The following is a 17,873-nucleotide window of genomic DNA, read 5'->3' on the forward strand; positions in this document are numbered from 1 at the left end:
TCAGAGCCCCTTGACCGCGAAGATGCCCGCGGCGTTGCGCCAGTAGCCCTTGTAGTCCATGCCGTAGCCGAACACGTAGCGGTCGGCACAGTAGAGGCCAGTGAAGCTGGCCTTGAGGTCAGGCCGGGCCTTGCGCTCGTGTTCCTTGTCCACCAGTACGGCGGTGTGCACCGCGCGTGCGCCGGCATGCTTGCAGAAGTCGATGATCGCCGAGAGGGTGTGCCCTTCGTCGAGGATGTCGTCGATGATCAGCACGTCACGGTCGATGAAGGAGATTTCCGGCTTGGCCTTCCAGAACAGTTCGCCGCCGGAGGTCTCGTTGCGGTAACGGGTCGCATGCAGGTAGGACAGTTCGAGGGGGAAGTCGAGCAGCGGGAGCAGCTTGCCGGAGAAGATCAGGCCGCCGTTCATCACGCAGAAGACCACCGGGTTGGTCTCGCCGAGATCGCGGTTGATCGCCTCGGCGACGCGACCGATGGCTGCCTCGACCTCGTCGTTGTTGAACAGGCAGTCGGCTTCCGCCATGACTTGGCGGATGTGCGCGAGATCGACGGACATGGTGCTTCTCCCTGGCTGGGCTGAGAAAAAGTCGGCAAAGGTACTCATCCGGTCGCCATCGGGCAACCCCCGGCGGTCGAGTGCGAATCAGAATAATGGTCCAGACTGTGCGGAATGCATTACGCTAGCGCAATTTTTTTGCCCGCCCCCGTTGGAGACAGTCGCCCATGCCCGTACATGAGATCCGCCACCCCCTCATCCGCCACAAACTGGGCCTGATGCGCCGTGCCGATATCAGCACCAAGAACTTCCGCGAACTGGCCCAGGAAGTCGGCGCCCTGCTGACCTACGAGGCGACCAAGGACCTGCCCCTGGAACAGTACGAAATCCCCGGATGGGCCGGCCCGGTGACGGTGGAGAAGATCTCCGGGAAGAAGATCACCGTGGTGCCGATCCTGCGCGCCGGCATCGGCATGCTCGACGGCGTGCTCAGCCTGATTCCCGGCGCCAAGGTCAGCGCGGTCGGCGTCGCCCGCAACGAAGAGACCCTGGAAGCACGCACCTACCTGGAAAAACTGGCGCCGGACATCGCCGAGCGCCGCTCGCTGATCATCGACCCGATGCTCGCCACCGGTGGCTCGATGGTCGCCACCATCGACCTGCTGAAGAAGGCCGGCAGCAAGGAAATCCGCGCCATGGTGCTGGTCGCCGCCCCCGAGGGCATCGAGGCGGTACGCAAGGCCCACCCGGACGTGATCATCTATACCGCCTCGATCGACGAGAAGCTCGACGAGAACGGCTACATCATTCCGGGCCTGGGCGACGCCGGCGACAAGATCTTCGGTACCAAGCAGAAGGAAGCCTGAACATGGGCGATGCCTTCCAGGAGCCGCTCTGGCGCCAGGTGCTGTCAGGCGCGCAGATGCTGTTCGTCGCCTTCGGCGCGCTGGTGCTGATGCCGCTGATCACCGGTCTGGATCCCAACGTCGCGCTGTTCACCGCCGGCCTCGGGACCCTGCTGTTCCAATTGGTGACCGGGCGCCAGGTACCGGTGTTCCTCGCCTCCAGCTTCGCCTTCATCACCCCGATCATCCTCGCCAAGGGCCAGTTCGGCCTGGCCGCGACCATGGGCGGGGTGGTCGCCGCCGGCTTCGTCTACACCTTCATGGGCCTGGCGGTGAAGATCAAGGGCACCGGCTTCATCGATAAACTGCTGCCGCCGGTGGTGATCGGCCCGGTGATCATCTCGATCGGCCTGGCGATGGCGCCGATCGCGGCGAACATGGCGATGGGCAAGGCCGGCGACGGCAGCGAGTTGCTGCCGTACCGCACCGCGATGATGATCTCGATGCCGGCGCTGCTCACCACCCTGGTGGTGGCGGTATTCGGCAAGGGTATCTTCCGCCTGGTGCCAATCATCGCCGGCGTGCTGGTCGGCTTCGCCCTGTCGTTCGTCTTCGGCGTGGTCGACACCGCCGCGATCGTCGCCGCACCCTGGCTGGAACTGCCGAAATTCACCGCGCCGGAATTCAACTGGCAGGCGATCCTGTTCATCGTCCCGGTGGCCCTGGCCCCGGCCATCGAGCATATCGGCGGGGTCATCGCGGTGGGCGGCGTCACCGGCCAGGACTACCTGAAGAAGCCCGGCCTGCACCGCACTCTCCTCGGCGACGGCCTGGCCACCTCGGCTGCCGGCCTGTTCGGCGGACCGCCCAACACCACCTACGCGGAAGTCACCGGCGCAGTGATGCTGACCAAGAACTACAACCCGAAGATCATGACCTGGGCGGCGGTGATCGCCATCACCCTGGCCTTCGTCGGCAAGTTCGGCGCGATCCTGCAAAGCATCCCGGTACCGGTGATGGGCGGCATCCTCTGCCTGCTGTTCGGCACCATCGCCTCGGTCGGCATGAACACCCTGATCCGGCACAAGGTCGATCTCTCGGAAGCACGCAACCTGGTGATCGTCTCGGTGACCCTGGTGTTCGGCATCGGCGGCGTGCTGATCGGCAGCGGTACCGGCCCCGACGACATCGGCCTGAAGGGCATCGCCCTGTGCGCCATCGTCGCCATCGTCCTCAACCTGTTGCTGCCGGGCAACGACGGCTGGCAGAACAAGGCGCTCGACGAACAACACAAGGATTCACACTGAAAACAACGGACGGAACACTTCGCTGTTCCGTCCATTTTCCACCCGCCACGTTATTTTCAAAAGCATGTAGCCAATCGCTTACTACTTTGTAATTAAACTTCCCTGTATTTTCCAAATAATCACGTCATCTAACTGGCAGAGGCTTATTCGCGCTGCTATATAGCCAGTCAAGCATGACTGGCGAGCCGCTCTGCGCCGCACCCGGCGCGTCGCCAGCCATGAACTTCGAGTTTGGCGGATATATAAGGCCGATCATTTAAAGTCGTGGGAACTTTATTTATCCGCCAACATCGTCCTGCGCCACCGACATTCGTTATCGACAGGAAGTTAGAGATGAATAAACGCATTCCGGCAGTCTTGTTGTTCTGTGCCTGCGCCAGCCTGCTGGGCACCGCCCAGGCCGCCGGTACGCTGATCGGCCAGGTCGGCGTGCAGATGGTCATCGGTGCCGGCTGCACCATCATCAACGGCAGCGTCAGCGGCGGTATCAACCAGTGGGGAACCCTGGACTTCGGCAGCCATTCCGACCTCACCAACGTGGTCGACGCGCAGACCGTCGGCACCAGCGGCAATATCCAGATCCAGTGCAGCACCGGCCTGACCCCGAGCCTGACGGTGAACGCAGGCCTGCACGCCAGCGGCGGCCAGCGCTACATGCAGAACACCACCACCACCAGCAGCACCATCGCCTACAACATCTATTCGGACGCCGCGCGCAGCGCGCTGATCCAGGCCAACACACCGGTGGACATCTCCTCGGTCTCCACCGGCACCGCGGTCAACATCCCCCTCTATGGCCGCGTGGTGCCCACCGGACAAAGCACACCCACGCCGACGGCGGGGACCTACACCGACACCCTGCTGGTCACCATCGCCTGGTAAGACGCGCCGCCAGGCGCGGCGCCAGGCAGCATGGTCCTGGGGGGACCGATGAGCCTGAACCGCTACTTCACCGGAGGACTGCTCTGCCTGCTCGGCTGCAACCCGGCAAACGCGCAGACCGCCACCATCGTCCTGAGCGCCACGCTGCTCCCGGCCTGCGAGGCAGGTAGCGTCGGCAGCGGCGGCGCGATCACCTTCGGCACCCTCGACTTCGGCCAGTACGCCTCCCTGAACAACGCCATCAGCGCCACCAGCCAGCAAGGCGCAGGCTCCATCCGGGTCAGGTGCGTCAGCGGCCAGACCTATGCGATCACGCTCGACGGCGGGCTCTACGGCAGCGTCGCCACGCGGCGCATGGCGAACATCGCCAACACCGCCCTCACCCTGACCTACAACCTGTACAGCGACCGCCCCGGCGGCATCGTCTGGGACAACACCACCGGCGTTGCCGCCACCGGCAACGGCAACGACCAGTGGTACCCCATCTACGGCCTGGTGCCGGCACAGACCACGCCGGTCGCCGGGACCTACCGCGACACCGTCAACGTGACCATCAGTTGGTGATGCCGATGTCCAGCCGGCGTCTATTCCTGTCGCTTCTCCTGCTCCCGCTGCCGAACCTGGTCGCGCATGCCGATCCATCGCCGATCAGCCGCGCCTTCCAGGTCCAGGCGGTGGTCGCCAACGGCTGCGCCTTCGGCACCGCCATCAGCAACAACGCCTATGACCTCGGCACCCTGAGCTTCGGCACCCTCGGCAACCTGGCCAGTCCGGTTAACGTCGCCAGCAGCTCCGGGGCCGGCTCCATCGTCCTGACCTGCACTCCGGGAATGACCGTCTCCGTCGCCCTCGACTACGGGGTCAATGGCGGCAGCAGCAGCCAGCGCTACCTGAAGCGGGTGAGCGGCAACGAGACCCTCGCCTACCAGCTCTACCAGGATGCCGCCTACTCCCAGGTCTGGGGCAACGGGGCACTCGCGCGGACCATCGCCAACTTTCCCGCCAGCACCCAGACCTACACGGTATACGCGCGCCTGTTCGCGGTCGGCAGCCTGCCGTCCGCCGGCAACTACCGCGATACCGTCACCGTCACCCTTTCGTTCTGAGCCGTCATGGAGGATCACATGCCCAGTCCACACCTACCTCTCCGCCCCGGCCGCTGGCTTGCGGCGCTGCTGGCGCTGCTCCTGGGCGGCCCGGCACAGGCCGCCAGTGCGGTGCTGATCTGGCCGATCAACCCGGCCATCGAAGCCGACCAGCCGGCCACGGCGCTGTGGCTGGAGAATCGCGGCAAGCAACCGGTGACCCTGCAGGTGCGCGTGCTCGGCTGGTCCCAGGCGGATTTCCAGGACGTCTATCGCAACCAGCAGGCAGTGATTCCCAGCCCGCCCTTCGTCAAGGTCGAGCCGGGCCGCCGGCAACTGGTCCGGCTGATCCGCCAGGGCGGCCAGCCCAGCACGCCGGAGGACGCCTACCGGGTGCTGATCGACGAAGTGCCCGACGGCGACGCGGGGCAGACGCAACGAAGCCCCGGTCTCGCCCTGCACTTCCAGATGCGCTATTCGGTACCGCTGTTCGTCAGCGCCGACGGCGTCTGGACCCAGCCGCGTAGCGATGTCGAGCGCGACCCGGCCGACGCGACCCGGCCGAAGCTGGCCTGGCGGCTGGTCGAGGAACAGGGCAAGCGTTACCTGCAGGTGCGCAACGAGGGTAGCGTGCACGCCCGCCTCAGCCATGTCCGCTGGGAGGGCAACGGCCGCAGCCTGGCGCTGCTGGACGGCCTTCTCGGCTACGTGCTGCCCGGCCGGCAGATGCGCTGGCCGCTGCCGCCGGGGCTGCTGCCGGACTCCGGCATGACCCTGAAACTGCAACTGGCGGACAACGACGCGCCGATCAGCGTTCCCGGGTACTGAGGCGGACGTCGGTCCCGTGCCTCGCCCGTGTCAGCGGCGCTCTCGCCGCCACCGCTCGCTACTGATCGGCCTGGCGCTGCTCTCCCCTGTCCATGCGGCGGACTACCTGGCCGGACTGCCGCCGCCGCAACCCGCTCCGTCCGGCGGCGGCAACGTCCTCTACTACCTGGAACTGGTGATCAACGGCCGCGACAGCGGCCAGGTGGTGCCGGTCAACGCCGCCGATGGCCATTACCTGCTCGACGCCGCGGCCCTGCGCGAAGCCGGCGTGCGCCTGCCTGGCAACCCCGCCGGACAGGTCGCGGTGGACGCCCTGCCCGAGGTCCGGGCGGACTATGACAGCGCCAGCCAGCAACTGCACCTGCAAGTGCCGCCGGACTGGCTGCCGGAGCAGCGCTTCGACGATCCCGGACTGGTCGCCCGCGCCCCGGCGCGCAGCAGCCTCGGCGCGCTGTTCAACTACGACCTGTACTACTCGGACCCCGCCGACGGCGCCACGCCCTGGCTTTCCGCGCTGCTCGAGCAACGCCTGTTCGACGGCTTCGGGGTGATCTCCAACACCGGCGTCTACACCCGCTATTTCGGCGACGCCGACAACCTCGACAGCCGCTACCTGCGCTACGACACCTACTGGCTGTACAACGACGAACGCAACATGCACAGCTACCAACTGGGCGACTACGTCAACGGCGCGCTGAACTGGACCACCCCGGTACGCATGGGCGGCTTTCGCTTCGCCCGCAACTTCGGCGTACGTCCGGACCTGGTCACCTATCCGCTGCTGCGCTTCGACGGCCAGGCCGCCGTACCCAGCACCGTCGACCTTTTCATCAACGGCTACAAGGCCAGCAGCGCCGACCTGCAACCCGGTCCCTTCGCCATCAGCAACGTGCCGTATATCAACGGAGCCGGCGAAGCCACGGTGGTGACCACCGACGCCCAGGGCCGACAAGTGGTGACCAGCCTGCCGTTCTACGTATCCAACACCCTGCTGGCGCGCGGCCTGAGCGATTTCGACCTGTCCGTCGGGCGTCTGCGCGACGACTACGGCCTGCGCAACTTCTCCTATGCCGACAATGCCGCCAGCGGCATCTATCGCTACGGCGTCAGCGACCGCCTGACCCTCTCCACCCACGCCGAGGCCGCCAGCGACCTGCGCCTGCTCGGCATCGGCGGCGACATCGCCGTGGCCACCTTCGGCACCCTCAGCCTGGCGGCCAGCGGCAGCGACGGCCAGGGCGACAGCGGCCAGCAATACCTGCTCGGCTACTCCTACTATTCGCGACGGCTCGGCCTCAGCCTGCAACACATCGAGCGCAGCGCCGGCTATGGCGACCTCGGCACCCTGGACGGCGAGTACCAGTTGAGCCGGCGCACCGACCAGGCTACCGCCAGCCTGACCTTCGACGAGCAGGGCACCATCGGTACCGGCTACTTCGACATCCGCGCCCGCGACGGCAGCCGCACGCGCCTGGCCAACCTCTCCTACAGCCGCCCGATCGGCAGCCGCAGCAGCTTCTACCTGGCGCTGAACAAGGATCTCGACGGCGACGGCTACAGCGCGCTGATGCAACTGGTGATTCCCTTCGACATCAACGGCCTGCTGAACATCGGCGTCACCCGCGACAGCGACCGGCGCTACAGCGAGCGGGTGATCTGGAGCCGCTCCACGCCGAGCCAGGGCGGCCTCGGCTGGAACCTCGGCTATGGCGGCGGCGCCAGCCGCTACCAGCAGGCCGACCTGACCTGGCGCATGCAGAACGTGCAACTGCAGGGCGGCCTTTATGGCGAGACCGGCAACTACACGCGCTGGGCCGATCTCAGCGGCTCGCTGGTATGGATGGACAACGCCGTGTTCGCCAGCAACCGGATCAACGACGCCTTCGTCCTGGTCAGCACCAAGGGTTATCCACAGGTGCCGATCCGCTACGAGAACCAACTGATGGGCAGCACCGACGACAACGGCCACCTGCTGGTGCCCTGGGTCGCGGCCTACTACCCGGCGAAGTTCCAGATCGAGCCGCTGGACCTTCCGGCCAACGTCAGCGCGCCCGAAGTCGAGCAGCGCGTGGCGGTACGCCAGGGCAGCGGCCTGCTGCTGGACTTCCCGATCCGTGCCGTAGTCGCCGCCAGCATCAGCCTGGTGGACGAGCGCGGCGAACCGCTGCCGCTGGGCAGCCAGGCCGAAGAAACCGGCAGCGGCCAGCGCGCCAGCGTCGGCTGGGACGGCCAGGTCTATTTCGAAGGATTGCAAAGCGACAACCAGCTACGCGTGGTCCGCCCCGACGGCCGGGCCTGCCAGGCACGCTTCCGCCTGGACACGCGCAAACCCACCGTCAGCCAGGTCGGCCCGCTGACCTGCTCGGCCCCGATCGGAGATACGCCATGAGCCGCCACTCCACGTCCGCCTGCCTGCTCGGCTTCGCTACGCTCTGCGCCAGCCCGTTGCTGCTCGCCGCCTGCACCACCAGCTCCGGCACCGGCAATTTCGGCAGCCTGAGCTCGTTCACCGTGGCCAGCACCGCCCAGACCATCACCGGCACCACCGGCTTCAAGTGCACCGGCAGCCTGTTGTCGATCCTCAGCACCAACACCATCGACGCGACCATCGCCAGCACCGCCAATCCGCTGGGCACCACGCCGCGGCTGTACAACGCCGCCAGCGGCACCTACCTGCCCTACAGTATCTGCAAGGACAACGGCTGCGGCACCGTCTACAACGTCGGCTCGACGGTACGCTGGAGCAGCACCACCTTCCTCGGCATCCTCGGCCTGTTCAACGCCACCGACGGCAGCCTGCCGCTGTACCTGCGCACCGCCACCGGGGTGACCCTGCCGGCCGGCACCTATACCGATACCATCGGCCTGAACTGGGCCTGGCACCTGTGCGCGGCGGGCATCGGCCCAGTCTGCGTATACGACGACGGCACCGCCAGCAGCAGCGTCAACGTTACCCTGACGGTGCTCAAGGACTGCTTCATCGACAGCGCTCCGGACCTCAGCTTCGGCAGCGCCGCGCTGGTCTCGGCCTTCACCGCGGTGAACCAGAACATTGGCGTGCGCTGCACCCTGAACGCCACCTATACCATCGGCTTCGACAACGGCAACAACTTCAGCGGCGGCTGGCGGCGAATGCTCAGCGGCGCCAACGCGATCCAGTACAACCTCTACAAACCGGGAGACTCGACGGTCTGGACCACCAGCAACACCCAGGCAGGCACCGGTAGCGGCGCCGCGCAGAACGTGCCGTACCGGGCCATCGTCAACCCGGCCCAGGGCAACGTCCCCGCCGGTACCTACAGCGATACCGTGCGGGTGATCCTCACCTACTGAGTCAGGCCGGCTGCCGGGACGCCTTCCAATCCTCGCCGCCCTCGCCTTCCCGTCGCAGGCTCCAGTCCTTCAGGTGCTCCAGGCTGGCGCGATAGGGCTTGAGGCCGATCCCCAGCAGGACCACCGCACCAAGCACCGCGGCCAGGGTCACCAGCAGCAGCGAGTAGCGCAGCGCCATGTCGTCGGCGAAGACGAAATCGGTGACCAGCGCCACCGCCGTCGGGCCCACGCCGAGACCGAACAGGGTGACCACGAACAGGTAGATCGCCGAGGCCTGGCCGCGCATCGAGTTGGGCATGATCTCCTGGATCGCCGCCGGGGCCACGCCGAACGGCATGCTCAGGAAGAACACCGTCGGCGCCATCAGCGCCGCCGCCCAATTGGCGTTGTCCAGCAGCGGATAGACCAGGGTGAAGGGAATCACCGCCCAGGCGGCGAGCAGCCCGACGCGCATGTTCGCGTCGCTGCGCCCGCGCTTCGCCCAGTAGTCGGCCAGGCGCCCGCCGAAGACGATGCCGAGACAGCCGAACACCGCGACGATGCTGCCGTAGACCACCCCGACATGACCGGCGTCCCAGCCGTGGGTGCGGACGAAGAAGGTCGGCACCCAGGCGCCGCTGCCGTAGCCGGCGAAGGACAGGCAGGCGAAACCGAAGTTGTGGCAGAGCACGGTCTTGCGGTTGGCCCGCAGGTAGGCGCCGACCTCGCCCAGCGGCACCGCCACGCCTGCGCCGACTCCGCGCCGGGCCGGCTCGCGGATAGCCAGCAGCAACAGGCAGAAGAGCACGCCGGCGGCGCCGAGGATGAGGAAGATCAGTTGCCACGGGCGCACCTCGCCGAACAGCGGCAGATGCACGTCGCCCTGGGCCGAGGCGAACTTGATCACCAGCCCGCCGAGCAGGAAGGCCAGCCCCGAGCCCAGGTAGATGCCCATCGAGTAGACGCTGATCGCCGTCGCCCGACGCTCGCGCGGGAAGCTGTCGGCGATCAGCGAATAGGCCGCTGGCGACAGCGCCGCCTCGCCGACCCCGACGCCGACCCGGAAGGTGAGGAATTGCCAATAGCTGCGCGCCAGACCGCAGGCCGCGGTCATCGCGCTCCACACCAGCACGCCGAACAGGATCAGGCCGCGCCGGCTGCGGTTGTCGGCCATGCGTCCGAGCGGGATACCGCAAAGGGTGTAGAACAGGGCGAAGGACAAGCCCATCAGCAGGCTCATTTCCGTATCGCTGATGGCCAGGTCACGGCGGATCGGGCCGACCAGCAGGTTGAGGATCTGCCGGTCGATGAAGGACAGCACATAGGCGACCATGAGGATCGCCACCGTGGTCCAGGCCGCAAGGTTGGAGGGATAGCCGTTATTGTTGTTATGCATGCCGAACTCCTGGACGCCGCCGAAGCGGCGGATGCGAAGGGAGGGTCGACAGGCAGGATAAGCCGGCAACATCCGGGCTTATACCCAGGGCAAGGGACTATAGAACTGCTGAATGCGGGAAGCGGGTTCCGGCGAATGACCGCCAGGTCATTCGCCGCCGCATGCGCTCAGAGCCTGTCCAGCATCTCGCGAGCTGGGCGGGGAAGCGGAGCTGACGAGCGGCAAATGAGCACTTCAAAGCCGTCATACCGCGCCGCGCAGCGGATCATGAACAGGCTCTCAGAGCGGCCTGGCCAAGCGCCCGCTCATCTCGGCCAGGGCGCCGACCCAGGCGGGGTGGTCGTTGAGGCAGGGAATCAGCACCAGGTCCTCGCCGCCGGCACTGATGAACTGCTCGCGGCCGCGCATGCCGATTTCCTCCAGGGTCTCGATGCAGTCGGCAACGAACGCCGGACACATCACCAGCAGGCGCTTCACCCCGCGCTGCACCAGTTCGTCGAGCTTGGCGTCGGTATAGGGCTCGATCCACTTGGCGCGCCCCAGGCGCGACTGGAACGACACCGACCAGCGCCCCTGCTCCAGGCCGGCGCGCTCGGCGAAGGCCTCGGCGGTGCGCAGGCACTGGCTGCGGTAGCAGAGGGCGAGGGCTTCGGGGCTGACGTTGCGGCTGTTCTCGGCCAGCAGGTCGTGGGCAGGATCCTTCACCAGCTTGCGGATGTGCCGCTCGGGCAAGCCATGGAAGCTCAGCAACAGATGGTCGTGGGGCTGCTGCAGGTACGGACGCACGCTTTCCACCAGGGCATCGAGGTAGACCGGCTGGTCGTAGAACGGCGGCAGCGTGCTGACCTCCAGGCCCAGGCGATGGGCGGCGATCACCCGGCGCACCTCCTGTTCGGCGGTGGTCGTGGTGCTGTCGGCGAACTGCGGATACAGCGGCGCCAGGGTCACCCGCCGGATACCACGGCGTGCCAGGTCGAGCAGGACCTTCTCGATGGCCGGCTGGCCGTAGCGCATCGCCAGTTCCACCGGCCCATGCGGCCAGTGCGGCTTCATCGCCTCCTGCAGGCGACGACTGAGGACGATCAGTGGCGACCCTTCGTCCCACCAGATCGAGCTGTAGGCGTGCGCCGATTCGGCCGGACGCTTGATCAGGATCAGCGACACCAGCAGGCGCCGCAGCGGCCAGGGCAGGTCGACCACGTAGGGATCCATGAGGAACTGGTCGAGATAGCGGCGGACATCCTCCACCCGGGTCGAATCCGGGGAGCCCAGGTTGAGCAACAGCAGGGCATTCTCGGTCATGCCTGATCCTTTCGTCGGGCGGCCAGGACATCGGCCAGCGCCACGTCCAGGTCGGTGAATTGAAAACGGTAGCCGGCGTCCTGCAAGCGTTGCGGCAAGGCTCGCTGGCCGCCGAGCAGCAATCCGGACATTTCTCCCAGCCCGAGGCGCAGGACGAACCCGGGGGTCGGTATCCGCGCCGGCTTGTGCAGCGCCCGGCCCAGGGCCTTGGCGAAATCGCGGTTGCGCACCGGGTTGGGAGCGCACGCATTATAGGGACCGCTGGCATCGGGCCGCCGCAAAAGAAAATCGATCAGCTCGATTTGATCCTCGATATGAATCCACGGCATCCATTGCCGGCCGTCACCCAGCGGTCCGCCCAGGCCGAGCCGGTAGAGCGGCAACAGGCGCCCGAGGAAGCCGCCCTCGGGGGCCAGCACCAGGCCGGTGCGCAACAGCACGACACGGGTGCCGAGCTTCTCCGCCTCGCGGGCGATCTGCTCCCAGGCGAGGCATAGCTCGCTGGCGAAATCCTCGCCGGCCGCCGCCCCCTCCTCGGTCACCGGGCGCTCGCCGCTGTCGCCATACCAACCCACCGCAGAACCCGATAACAGAAGGTCCGGGCGCTGCTCGCGAGCGTCCAGCCATTCCACCAGGCGCTCGGTAAGGCGTACCCGGCTTTCCCACAGCAGCGCCTTGCGCTTGTGACTCCAGGGTTTGTCCGCGATCGGCTCGCCGGCCAGGTTGACCACCGCGTCGAGCGGCTGGTCGCCGTACTCGTCGAAACGATCGATGCCGCGCACGCCGACGCCGCACAGCGATTCCACCTGCTGCGGCCGCCGGCTGAACACGGTCAGCCGGTGCCCGGCCTGTCGCCAGCGGGCGCACAGGCGGCGCCCCATCAGGCCGGTACCGCCGGTCAAGAGAATGTGCATGGCTGTCTCCTCGTTTTGCCTGCGTGCCCTTTCAGTCTGGACCCTGGACATCGATCTGCCCGATGACCGTGCATCCTCCCCCCATTCCGGCGTTATCCTGTGAATGGAAGATCCGTCGGCTCCGGCCGGGGAACCCTGGCGTCGTTTTCGACTCAGCCAAGGAACAGGGCTTGCATCGCACTGGTGCCCTAGTGAACGGCGCCAGCCGTCTATTCTTCAGATAACTCGGTTGATACTTCCGAACGGAACGTCTGAAGGTTCGACAGGCCAGGAAGCGAGCCGTGCGCCGCAAGCGCGCCATCGGCGCGACGCAAGGTGCGCCTCGAAGCACGCGCAACACTGTACATTAAATCAAGCTTGTACAAGAAACCTGATTCGCCTGTCCAGACGCTACACAACCAGAGAGGCATGTCATGAGCGTCCCCATCGCCATCATCGGTACTGGCATCGCCGGGCTTTCCGCCGCCCACGCATTGAGATCCGCCGGCCAGACCGTACAACTGTTCGACAAGGGCCACGGCAGCGGCGGCCGCATGGCCAGCAAGCGCAGCGAGGCCGGCACGCTGGACCTCGGCGCGCAATACTTCACCGCCCGCGACCGGCGCTTCCTCGACGCCTTGCAACACTGGCGCGAGGAAGGCTGGGTGGACGAGTGGAAACCCGCTCTCTACCAATACCGCGACGGCCAGCTGAGCCCCTCCCCGGACGAGCAGCCACGCTGGGTCGGCATCCCGCGGATGAGTGCGATCACCCGCGCCCTGCTCACCGATCTGCAAGTGGTCTTCTCCTGCCGCATCACCGAGGTCTTCCGCGGCAAGCAGCACTGGCACCTGCAGGACTCCGAGGGACAGAACCACGGTCCGTTCAACCAGGTCCTGATCGCCATCCCCGCTCCCCAGGCCACGCCGCTGCTGGCCAGCGTGCCGAAACTGGCGGCCACCGCCGCGAGCGTGGTCATGGAGCCGACCTGGGCGGTGGCGCTGGGCTTCCGCGAGGTACTCGACACCCCGGTGCAGGGCTGCTTCGTGCACGACAGTCCGATCGCCTGGCTGGCCTGCAATCGCAGCAAGCCGGGGCGCGACACCACCCTCGACACCTGGGTGCTGCACGCCACCAGCCAGTGGAGCCGGCAGCACATCGACATGGCCAAGGAGGACGTGGTCGAGCACCTGCGCTGCGCCTTCGCCGAAGTGATCGGCTGCGCCGTACCGGAAGCCGCCTTCAGCATCGCCCACCGCTGGCTCTATGCACGCCCGGCGGAGGCCCACCAGTGGGGCGCCCTCGGCGATCCCGACCTGGGCATCTACGCCTGCGGCGACTGGTGCTCCAGCGGCCGCGTCGAAGGCGCCTGGCTCAGCGGCCAGGAAGCCGCGCGGCGCCTGCTGGAACATCTCTGAGGGGATCGGGCCGTCGCCTGGCGGCCCGATGTGACAAGAAAATACCTATACAAATACATTGACCTGTACAAGATAAGTTCTAGGATGTGTCGTATGACCGCCTGGCTGTCGAGCTGCGCGCGAACCTCCTTTCCCCTTGGGAGACGACACCGATGCACGAATCTCACCCTTCCCTGACGCCCCGACTCGGCATCAGCGCCTGCCTGCTCGGCGAACCGGTGCGCTTCAACGGCGGCCACAAGCGATCCGCGCTTTGCGAGGAACTGGCGCGGCACGTCGAGTTCGTCTCCTTCTGCCCGGAACAGGCCATCGGCCTGGGCACGCCGCGCCCGGCGATTCGCCTGGAAGGCACTCCGGAAGCCGCCGAGGCGCGGAGCCGCGACGGCCTGGCGGTCGGCGGAGCGCTCGCCGAATATGCGCGGCGGGTGGCGCAACGGGCGGATACGCTGGACGGTTTCATCTTCATGCAACGCTCGCCGTCCTGCGGGCTGCAACGGGTCAAGGTCTATCCAGAAGGCGGCGGCGCGCCGCGCGCCGAAGGCCGTGGACGCTTCGCCGCAGCCCTTTGCGAAGCCTTGCCGGAGCTACCGGTGGAAGAAGAAGGCCGGCTGCACGATCCGGTCCTGCGGGAGAACTTCCTCACCCGCGTGTATGCCCATGCCCACTGGCAGGCCCTGCGCCAGCGCGGCCTCAGCCATTCGGCCATCGTCGCCTTCCATAGCCGCTACAAGTACCAGTTGCTGGCCCATTCGCCGGAGCACTACCGCAGCCTCGGCCGCCTGCTCGGCGAAGCCGGCCACTACCAGCCGGAAGCCCTCGGCACTCGCTACTTCGGCGAGCTGATGCAGGGCTTGCGCCGCTGCGCGACCCGCGGCAGCCATGGCAACGTGTTGCTGCACCTGAGCGGCTACCTGAAACGCGACCTCGCAACCGAAGACAGGCGTGAATTGCGCGAGCTGATCGAGCAATACCGGCATGGCAGCGTGCCGCTGGTGGTACCGCTGACCCTGCTAAAGCACCACTTCCGTCGCCACCCGCATGCATACATCGCCCAGCAGGCCTACCTGCAACCGCACCCGACCGAACTCGGCCTGCGCAACGCGCTCTAGGATTTCCCGATGAACTCGCCCCACCTCGAACGCGGCGGCCTGCCGATCCGCGAAGTCACTCGTCTGACCGGCGTCCATCCGGTCACCCTGCGCGCCTGGGAGCGCCGCTATGGCCTGGTGGTGCCGCAACGCACCGGCAAGGGGCACCGGCTCTACAGCGAAGAGCAGGTCGAGCGCATCCGCCGGATACTCGTCTGGCTCGAGCGTGGCGTCGCCATCAGCCAGGTGCGCGCGCTGCTGGAGCGTCCGGAGGAAACCCCGGCGGCGGATGTCGAATCCCCCTGGGAACGCCTGCACGAACAGCTGCTGGACGCCATCGCCGCGCTGGCCGAGCGACGCCTCGACGATCTGTTCAACCAGGCCGCGTCGCTCTATCCGGTAGCGACCCTCTGCGAAAAGCTTCTGCAACCCTTGCTGCAGCACCTCGAACGACGCTGGCAGGGACAGTTCGGCGCGCGCATGGAGCGGGCCTTCTTCTTCTCCTGGTTGCGCAGCAAGCTGGGCGCCCGCCTTTATCACCAGCAACGGCTGCAACAGGGCGCGCCGCTGCTGCTGGTCAACCAGTCCGAGCTGTCGCTGGAACCGAACCTCTGGCTGTGCAGTTGGTTGCTCGGCAGCGGCGAGGTGCCGCTGCAGGTCTTCGACTGGCCGCTGCCACCGGCCGAACTGGCCCTGGCCTGCGAACGCCTGGAAGCTCGCGGCGTGTTGCTGTACGCCAGTCATCGCCTCAATCCGGAGCACCTGCCGCGCCTGCTGGCAGGGGTGAGCTGCCCGGTGGTGCTGGTCGGACCGGCCGTGGAGATCCAGCGCGAAGCCTTCGAAACCCTGGCGCTAACTGGCCTGCTGCTGGCGAGCACGCCCCTGGAAGCCCGCCGCCTGCTCGGCGAACGAGGTCTGTTGAACCCATGAACGGACTTCCGATGAACCTGATCTGGTTTCGCTGCGACCTGCGAACCACCGATAACAGCGCGCTCCTCGCCGCCGCCGATGGGCGCCCTTGCGTGGCTCTCTACCTGCTCAGCCCGGCGCAGTGGCGGGAACACGACGATGCGCCCTGCAAGGTCGACTTCTGGCTGCGCAACCTGGGCGAGCTGCAACGCCAGCTCGCCGCGCTGAACATCCCGCTGCTGGTGCGCGACTGCGGCCACTGGCGGCAAGCCCCGGAAGTCATCGGCCGGCTCTGTCGGGAACTGGGAGTCGGCGCGGTACACGTCAACCAGGAATACGGGGTGAACGAGGAACGCCGCGACCAGGCCGTCGGCCAACGCCTGCGTGAACAGGGCGTGGCCTTCCACAGCCACCTCGACCAGCTGTTCTTCGCCCCCGGCTCGGTGCTGACCCGAACTGGCGGCTATTTCCAGGTGTTCAGCCAGTTCCGCAAGGTCTGCCACGAACGGCTGTACCAGGCCCTGCCGGGTGTCCGCCCGCGTCCGCAGCCCCAGCCACCGCACGCGCTGGCCAGCGACCCGCTGCCGGATGCCGTGCCCGCCTTCCCGCGGCCGGCCGATAGCTTGCGCCGCCTCTGGCCGGCAGGCGAAGAGGTAGCGCAGGAACGCCTGCGCGACTTCGCCGACCAGCATCTGGCCGACTACCATGAACGGCGCGACTTCCCGGCGCTTCCCGGCACCAGCCAACTGTCGCCCTACCTGGCCGCCGGCGTACTCTCGCCCAGGCAATGCCTGGACGCCGCGCTGGTTGCCAACCGCGGCGAGTTCAGCGGCGGCCAGCAAGGCGCCGCGACCTGGATCAACGAGCTGCTCTGGCGCGAGTTCTACAAGCACATCCTGGTCGGCTACCCCCGGGTCTCCCGGCACCGCCCCTTCCGCGAGGAGACCGAAGCCCTGTGCTGGCGCCAGGCCCCGGCGGAACTCGAAGCCTGGCAACAGGGGCGCACCGGCATACCGATCATCGATGCAGCAATGCGCCAGTTGCTCGCCACCGGCTGGATGCACAATCGCCTGCGGATGGTGGTAGCGATGTTCCTCAGCAAGAACCTGCTGATCGACTGGCGCGAAGGCGAACGCTGGTTCATGCGCCACCTCATCGACGGTGACCTGGCGGCGAACAACGGCGGCTGGCAGTGGAGCGCATCCACCGGCACCGACGCGGTCCCCTACTTCCGCCTGTTCAATCCGCTCTCGCAGTCCGAACGCTTCGATCCACGCGGCGAGTTCATCCGCCACTGGCTGCCGGAACTGGCCGGCCTGGAGCGCAAGGCGATCCACGATCCGTCCAGCCTGGGGCTGTTCGCCGGGGTCGACTATCCACGGCCGATGGTCGACCTGAAGGCCAGCCGCGAACGGGCGCTGGCGGCTTTCCGCAACCTGCCGCCGCGCGATGGTCGCGCGTAGGGCGCGTCAGCGAGCTATCGCCTCCCGCCAAATGGCTCGCTCTTTCCATAGGGCGGTGCGGCGGGGCGGAAGAATCGCAGGCATGAAAAAGCCGGGATGAACCCGGCTTTTTTCGCCCGTGCCGACTAGATCGGGATCTTGTAGAACAGGCTGTAGGACTCGATACCGTCGTTCGGCTGTTTCAGGCCGGCGTTGGAATAGTGGATCGCCCGAACGCCGACCGACTGGCCGTTGGCGAACTTCAGGCCGGCGCCGATGCGGTCTTCGAAGTTCAGGGAGGAACCCAGGTTCTGGTCGCCGACACGGGTGCCGGAGAACGCCGCCACGCCGATACCGGCCTCGATGAATGGCTTGATCGAGTCGCCGGCGAACTCGTAGACGAATACCGGAGCGAACGACAGCGAATGCTTGCCGGCGCCTTCATCGCCACCTTCCCAATAGGTGTAGCCCGCATCCCAGTAACCGGTCAGGCGCCCGGTGGAGGTCTGCCACCAGCTCTTGTCCCAATCCCAGCTCAGGCCCAGGCGATAGGTCATGCCCGACTGGCCGGTCGCACCGACGGCGGCCGAGACGTCTGCCGCCTGGGCGGACGCCACGTGGACGGAGGAAAGTGCGGCCAGAACGGCCAGCGGAAGTAGTTTCTTCAT

The 17,873-nt window shown here is 66.9% G+C and carries 17 protein-coding genes; 12 read left to right on the forward strand and 5 right to left on the reverse strand.

What is annotated here, in order from left to right:
* Positions 1-558 carry a hypoxanthine-guanine phosphoribosyltransferase gene (locus AC1RB9_RS24195; RefSeq protein WP_003094967.1) on the reverse strand — a complete coding sequence of 186 codons (558 nt, stop codon included), beginning with the start codon at positions 556-558 and terminating at the stop codon, positions 1-3.
* 167 nt (positions 559-725) lie between these two features.
* Here AC1RB9_RS24195 and upp point away from each other — a divergent pair, with 167 nt between their 5' ends.
* The 8 genes from upp to AC1RB9_RS24235 all read left to right on the forward strand — a co-directional run bounded on the left by upp (position 726) and on the right by AC1RB9_RS24235 (position 8,778).
* On the forward strand, positions 726-1,364 hold the full coding sequence (gene upp / locus AC1RB9_RS24200) for a uracil phosphoribosyltransferase (RefSeq protein WP_003094968.1): 639 nt from the start codon (positions 726-728) through the stop codon (positions 1,362-1,364).
* A 2-nt stretch (positions 1,365-1,366) separates the two neighbouring features.
* Positions 1,367-2,650, forward strand: a complete 1,284-nt coding sequence (locus AC1RB9_RS24205) for a uracil-xanthine permease family protein (RefSeq protein WP_003094970.1) — start codon at positions 1,367-1,369, stop codon at positions 2,648-2,650.
* A gap of 333 nt (positions 2,651-2,983) precedes the next feature.
* Positions 2,984-3,532 carry a Csu type fimbrial protein gene (locus AC1RB9_RS24210; RefSeq protein ID WP_003099340.1) on the forward strand — a complete coding sequence of 183 codons (549 nt, stop codon included), beginning with the start codon at positions 2,984-2,986 and terminating at the stop codon, positions 3,530-3,532.
* A gap of 30 nt (positions 3,533-3,562) precedes the next feature.
* On the forward strand, positions 3,563-4,096 hold the full coding sequence (locus AC1RB9_RS24215) for a Csu type fimbrial protein (protein ID WP_003146046.1): 534 nt from the start codon (positions 3,563-3,565) through the stop codon (positions 4,094-4,096).
* Positions 4,096-4,638: a Csu type fimbrial protein gene (locus AC1RB9_RS24220; RefSeq protein ID WP_003099337.1), complete on the forward strand. Its 543-nt coding sequence runs from the start codon at positions 4,096-4,098 to the stop codon at positions 4,636-4,638. Before AC1RB9_RS24215 ends, AC1RB9_RS24220 begins: the two co-directional genes overlap by 1 nt.
* 18 nt (positions 4,639-4,656) lie before the next feature.
* Entirely contained in the window at positions 4,657-5,445 is a 789-nt protein-coding gene (locus tag AC1RB9_RS24225) for a fimbrial biogenesis chaperone (RefSeq protein WP_003117436.1), read from the forward strand.
* Positions 5,446-5,461: 16 nt separating this feature from the next.
* Positions 5,462-7,834 (forward strand): fimbria/pilus outer membrane usher protein, encoded by a 2,373-nt coding sequence (locus AC1RB9_RS24230; RefSeq protein ID WP_003114701.1) that lies wholly within the window; start codon positions 5,462-5,464, stop codon positions 7,832-7,834.
* Complete coding sequence (locus AC1RB9_RS24235) at positions 7,831-8,778, forward strand: Csu type fimbrial protein (protein ID WP_003099330.1); 948 nt, start codon at positions 7,831-7,833, stop codon at positions 8,776-8,778. Before AC1RB9_RS24230 ends, AC1RB9_RS24235 begins: the two co-directional genes overlap by 4 nt.
* A 1-nt stretch (position 8,779) precedes the next feature.
* On the opposite strand, the gene AC1RB9_RS24240 is transcribed toward AC1RB9_RS24235, so the two are convergent.
* The 3 genes from AC1RB9_RS24240 to AC1RB9_RS24250 all read right to left on the reverse strand — a co-directional run bounded on the left by AC1RB9_RS24240 (position 8,780) and on the right by AC1RB9_RS24250 (position 12,369).
* Positions 8,780-10,153, reverse strand: coding sequence for a spinster family MFS transporter (locus tag AC1RB9_RS24240; RefSeq protein WP_003099328.1), 1,374 nt, complete (start codon positions 10,151-10,153; stop codon positions 8,780-8,782).
* A 279-nt stretch (positions 10,154-10,432) separates the two neighbouring features.
* Positions 10,433-11,455 (reverse strand): ferrochelatase, encoded by a 1,023-nt coding sequence (hemH, locus tag AC1RB9_RS24245; protein WP_003099324.1) that lies wholly within the window; start codon positions 11,453-11,455, stop codon positions 10,433-10,435.
* Positions 11,452-12,369, reverse strand: a complete 918-nt coding sequence (locus AC1RB9_RS24250; protein ID WP_003457067.1) for a TIGR01777 family oxidoreductase — start codon at positions 12,367-12,369, stop codon at positions 11,452-11,454. Before AC1RB9_RS24250 ends, hemH begins: the two co-directional genes overlap by 4 nt.
* A gap of 413 nt (positions 12,370-12,782) precedes the next feature.
* Between AC1RB9_RS24250 and AC1RB9_RS24255 the strand changes: the two genes are divergently transcribed.
* From AC1RB9_RS24255 to phrB, 4 genes are all read left to right on the forward strand, one after another.
* Positions 12,783-13,766 (forward strand): NAD(P)/FAD-dependent oxidoreductase, encoded by a 984-nt coding sequence (locus AC1RB9_RS24255; RefSeq protein WP_003457069.1) that lies wholly within the window; start codon positions 12,783-12,785, stop codon positions 13,764-13,766.
* 152 nt (positions 13,767-13,918) lie between these two features.
* On the forward strand, positions 13,919-14,875 hold the full coding sequence (locus AC1RB9_RS24260; RefSeq protein ID WP_003099314.1) for a DUF523 and DUF1722 domain-containing protein: 957 nt from the start codon (positions 13,919-13,921) through the stop codon (positions 14,873-14,875).
* 9 nt (positions 14,876-14,884) lie between these two features.
* The gene (locus AC1RB9_RS24265) at positions 14,885-15,784 is read left to right on the forward strand and encodes a MerR family transcriptional regulator (RefSeq protein ID WP_003094990.1); all 900 of its coding nucleotides are present in this window, start codon (positions 14,885-14,887) and stop codon (positions 15,782-15,784) included.
* Positions 15,781-17,226 carry a deoxyribodipyrimidine photo-lyase gene (gene phrB, locus AC1RB9_RS24270; RefSeq protein WP_012614560.1) on the forward strand — a complete coding sequence of 482 codons (1,446 nt, stop codon included), beginning with the start codon at positions 15,781-15,783 and terminating at the stop codon, positions 17,224-17,226. The genes AC1RB9_RS24265 and phrB overlap by 4 nt, the downstream gene beginning before the upstream one ends.
* A 125-nt stretch (positions 17,227-17,351) precedes the next feature.
* Here phrB and pagL read toward each other — a convergent pair whose 3' ends face one another.
* Positions 17,352-17,873: a lipid A 3-O-deacylase gene (pagL, locus tag AC1RB9_RS24275; protein WP_003099307.1), complete on the reverse strand. Its 522-nt coding sequence runs from the start codon at positions 17,871-17,873 to the stop codon at positions 17,352-17,354.

The organism is Pseudomonas sp. 20-5 (assembly GCF_056782835.1).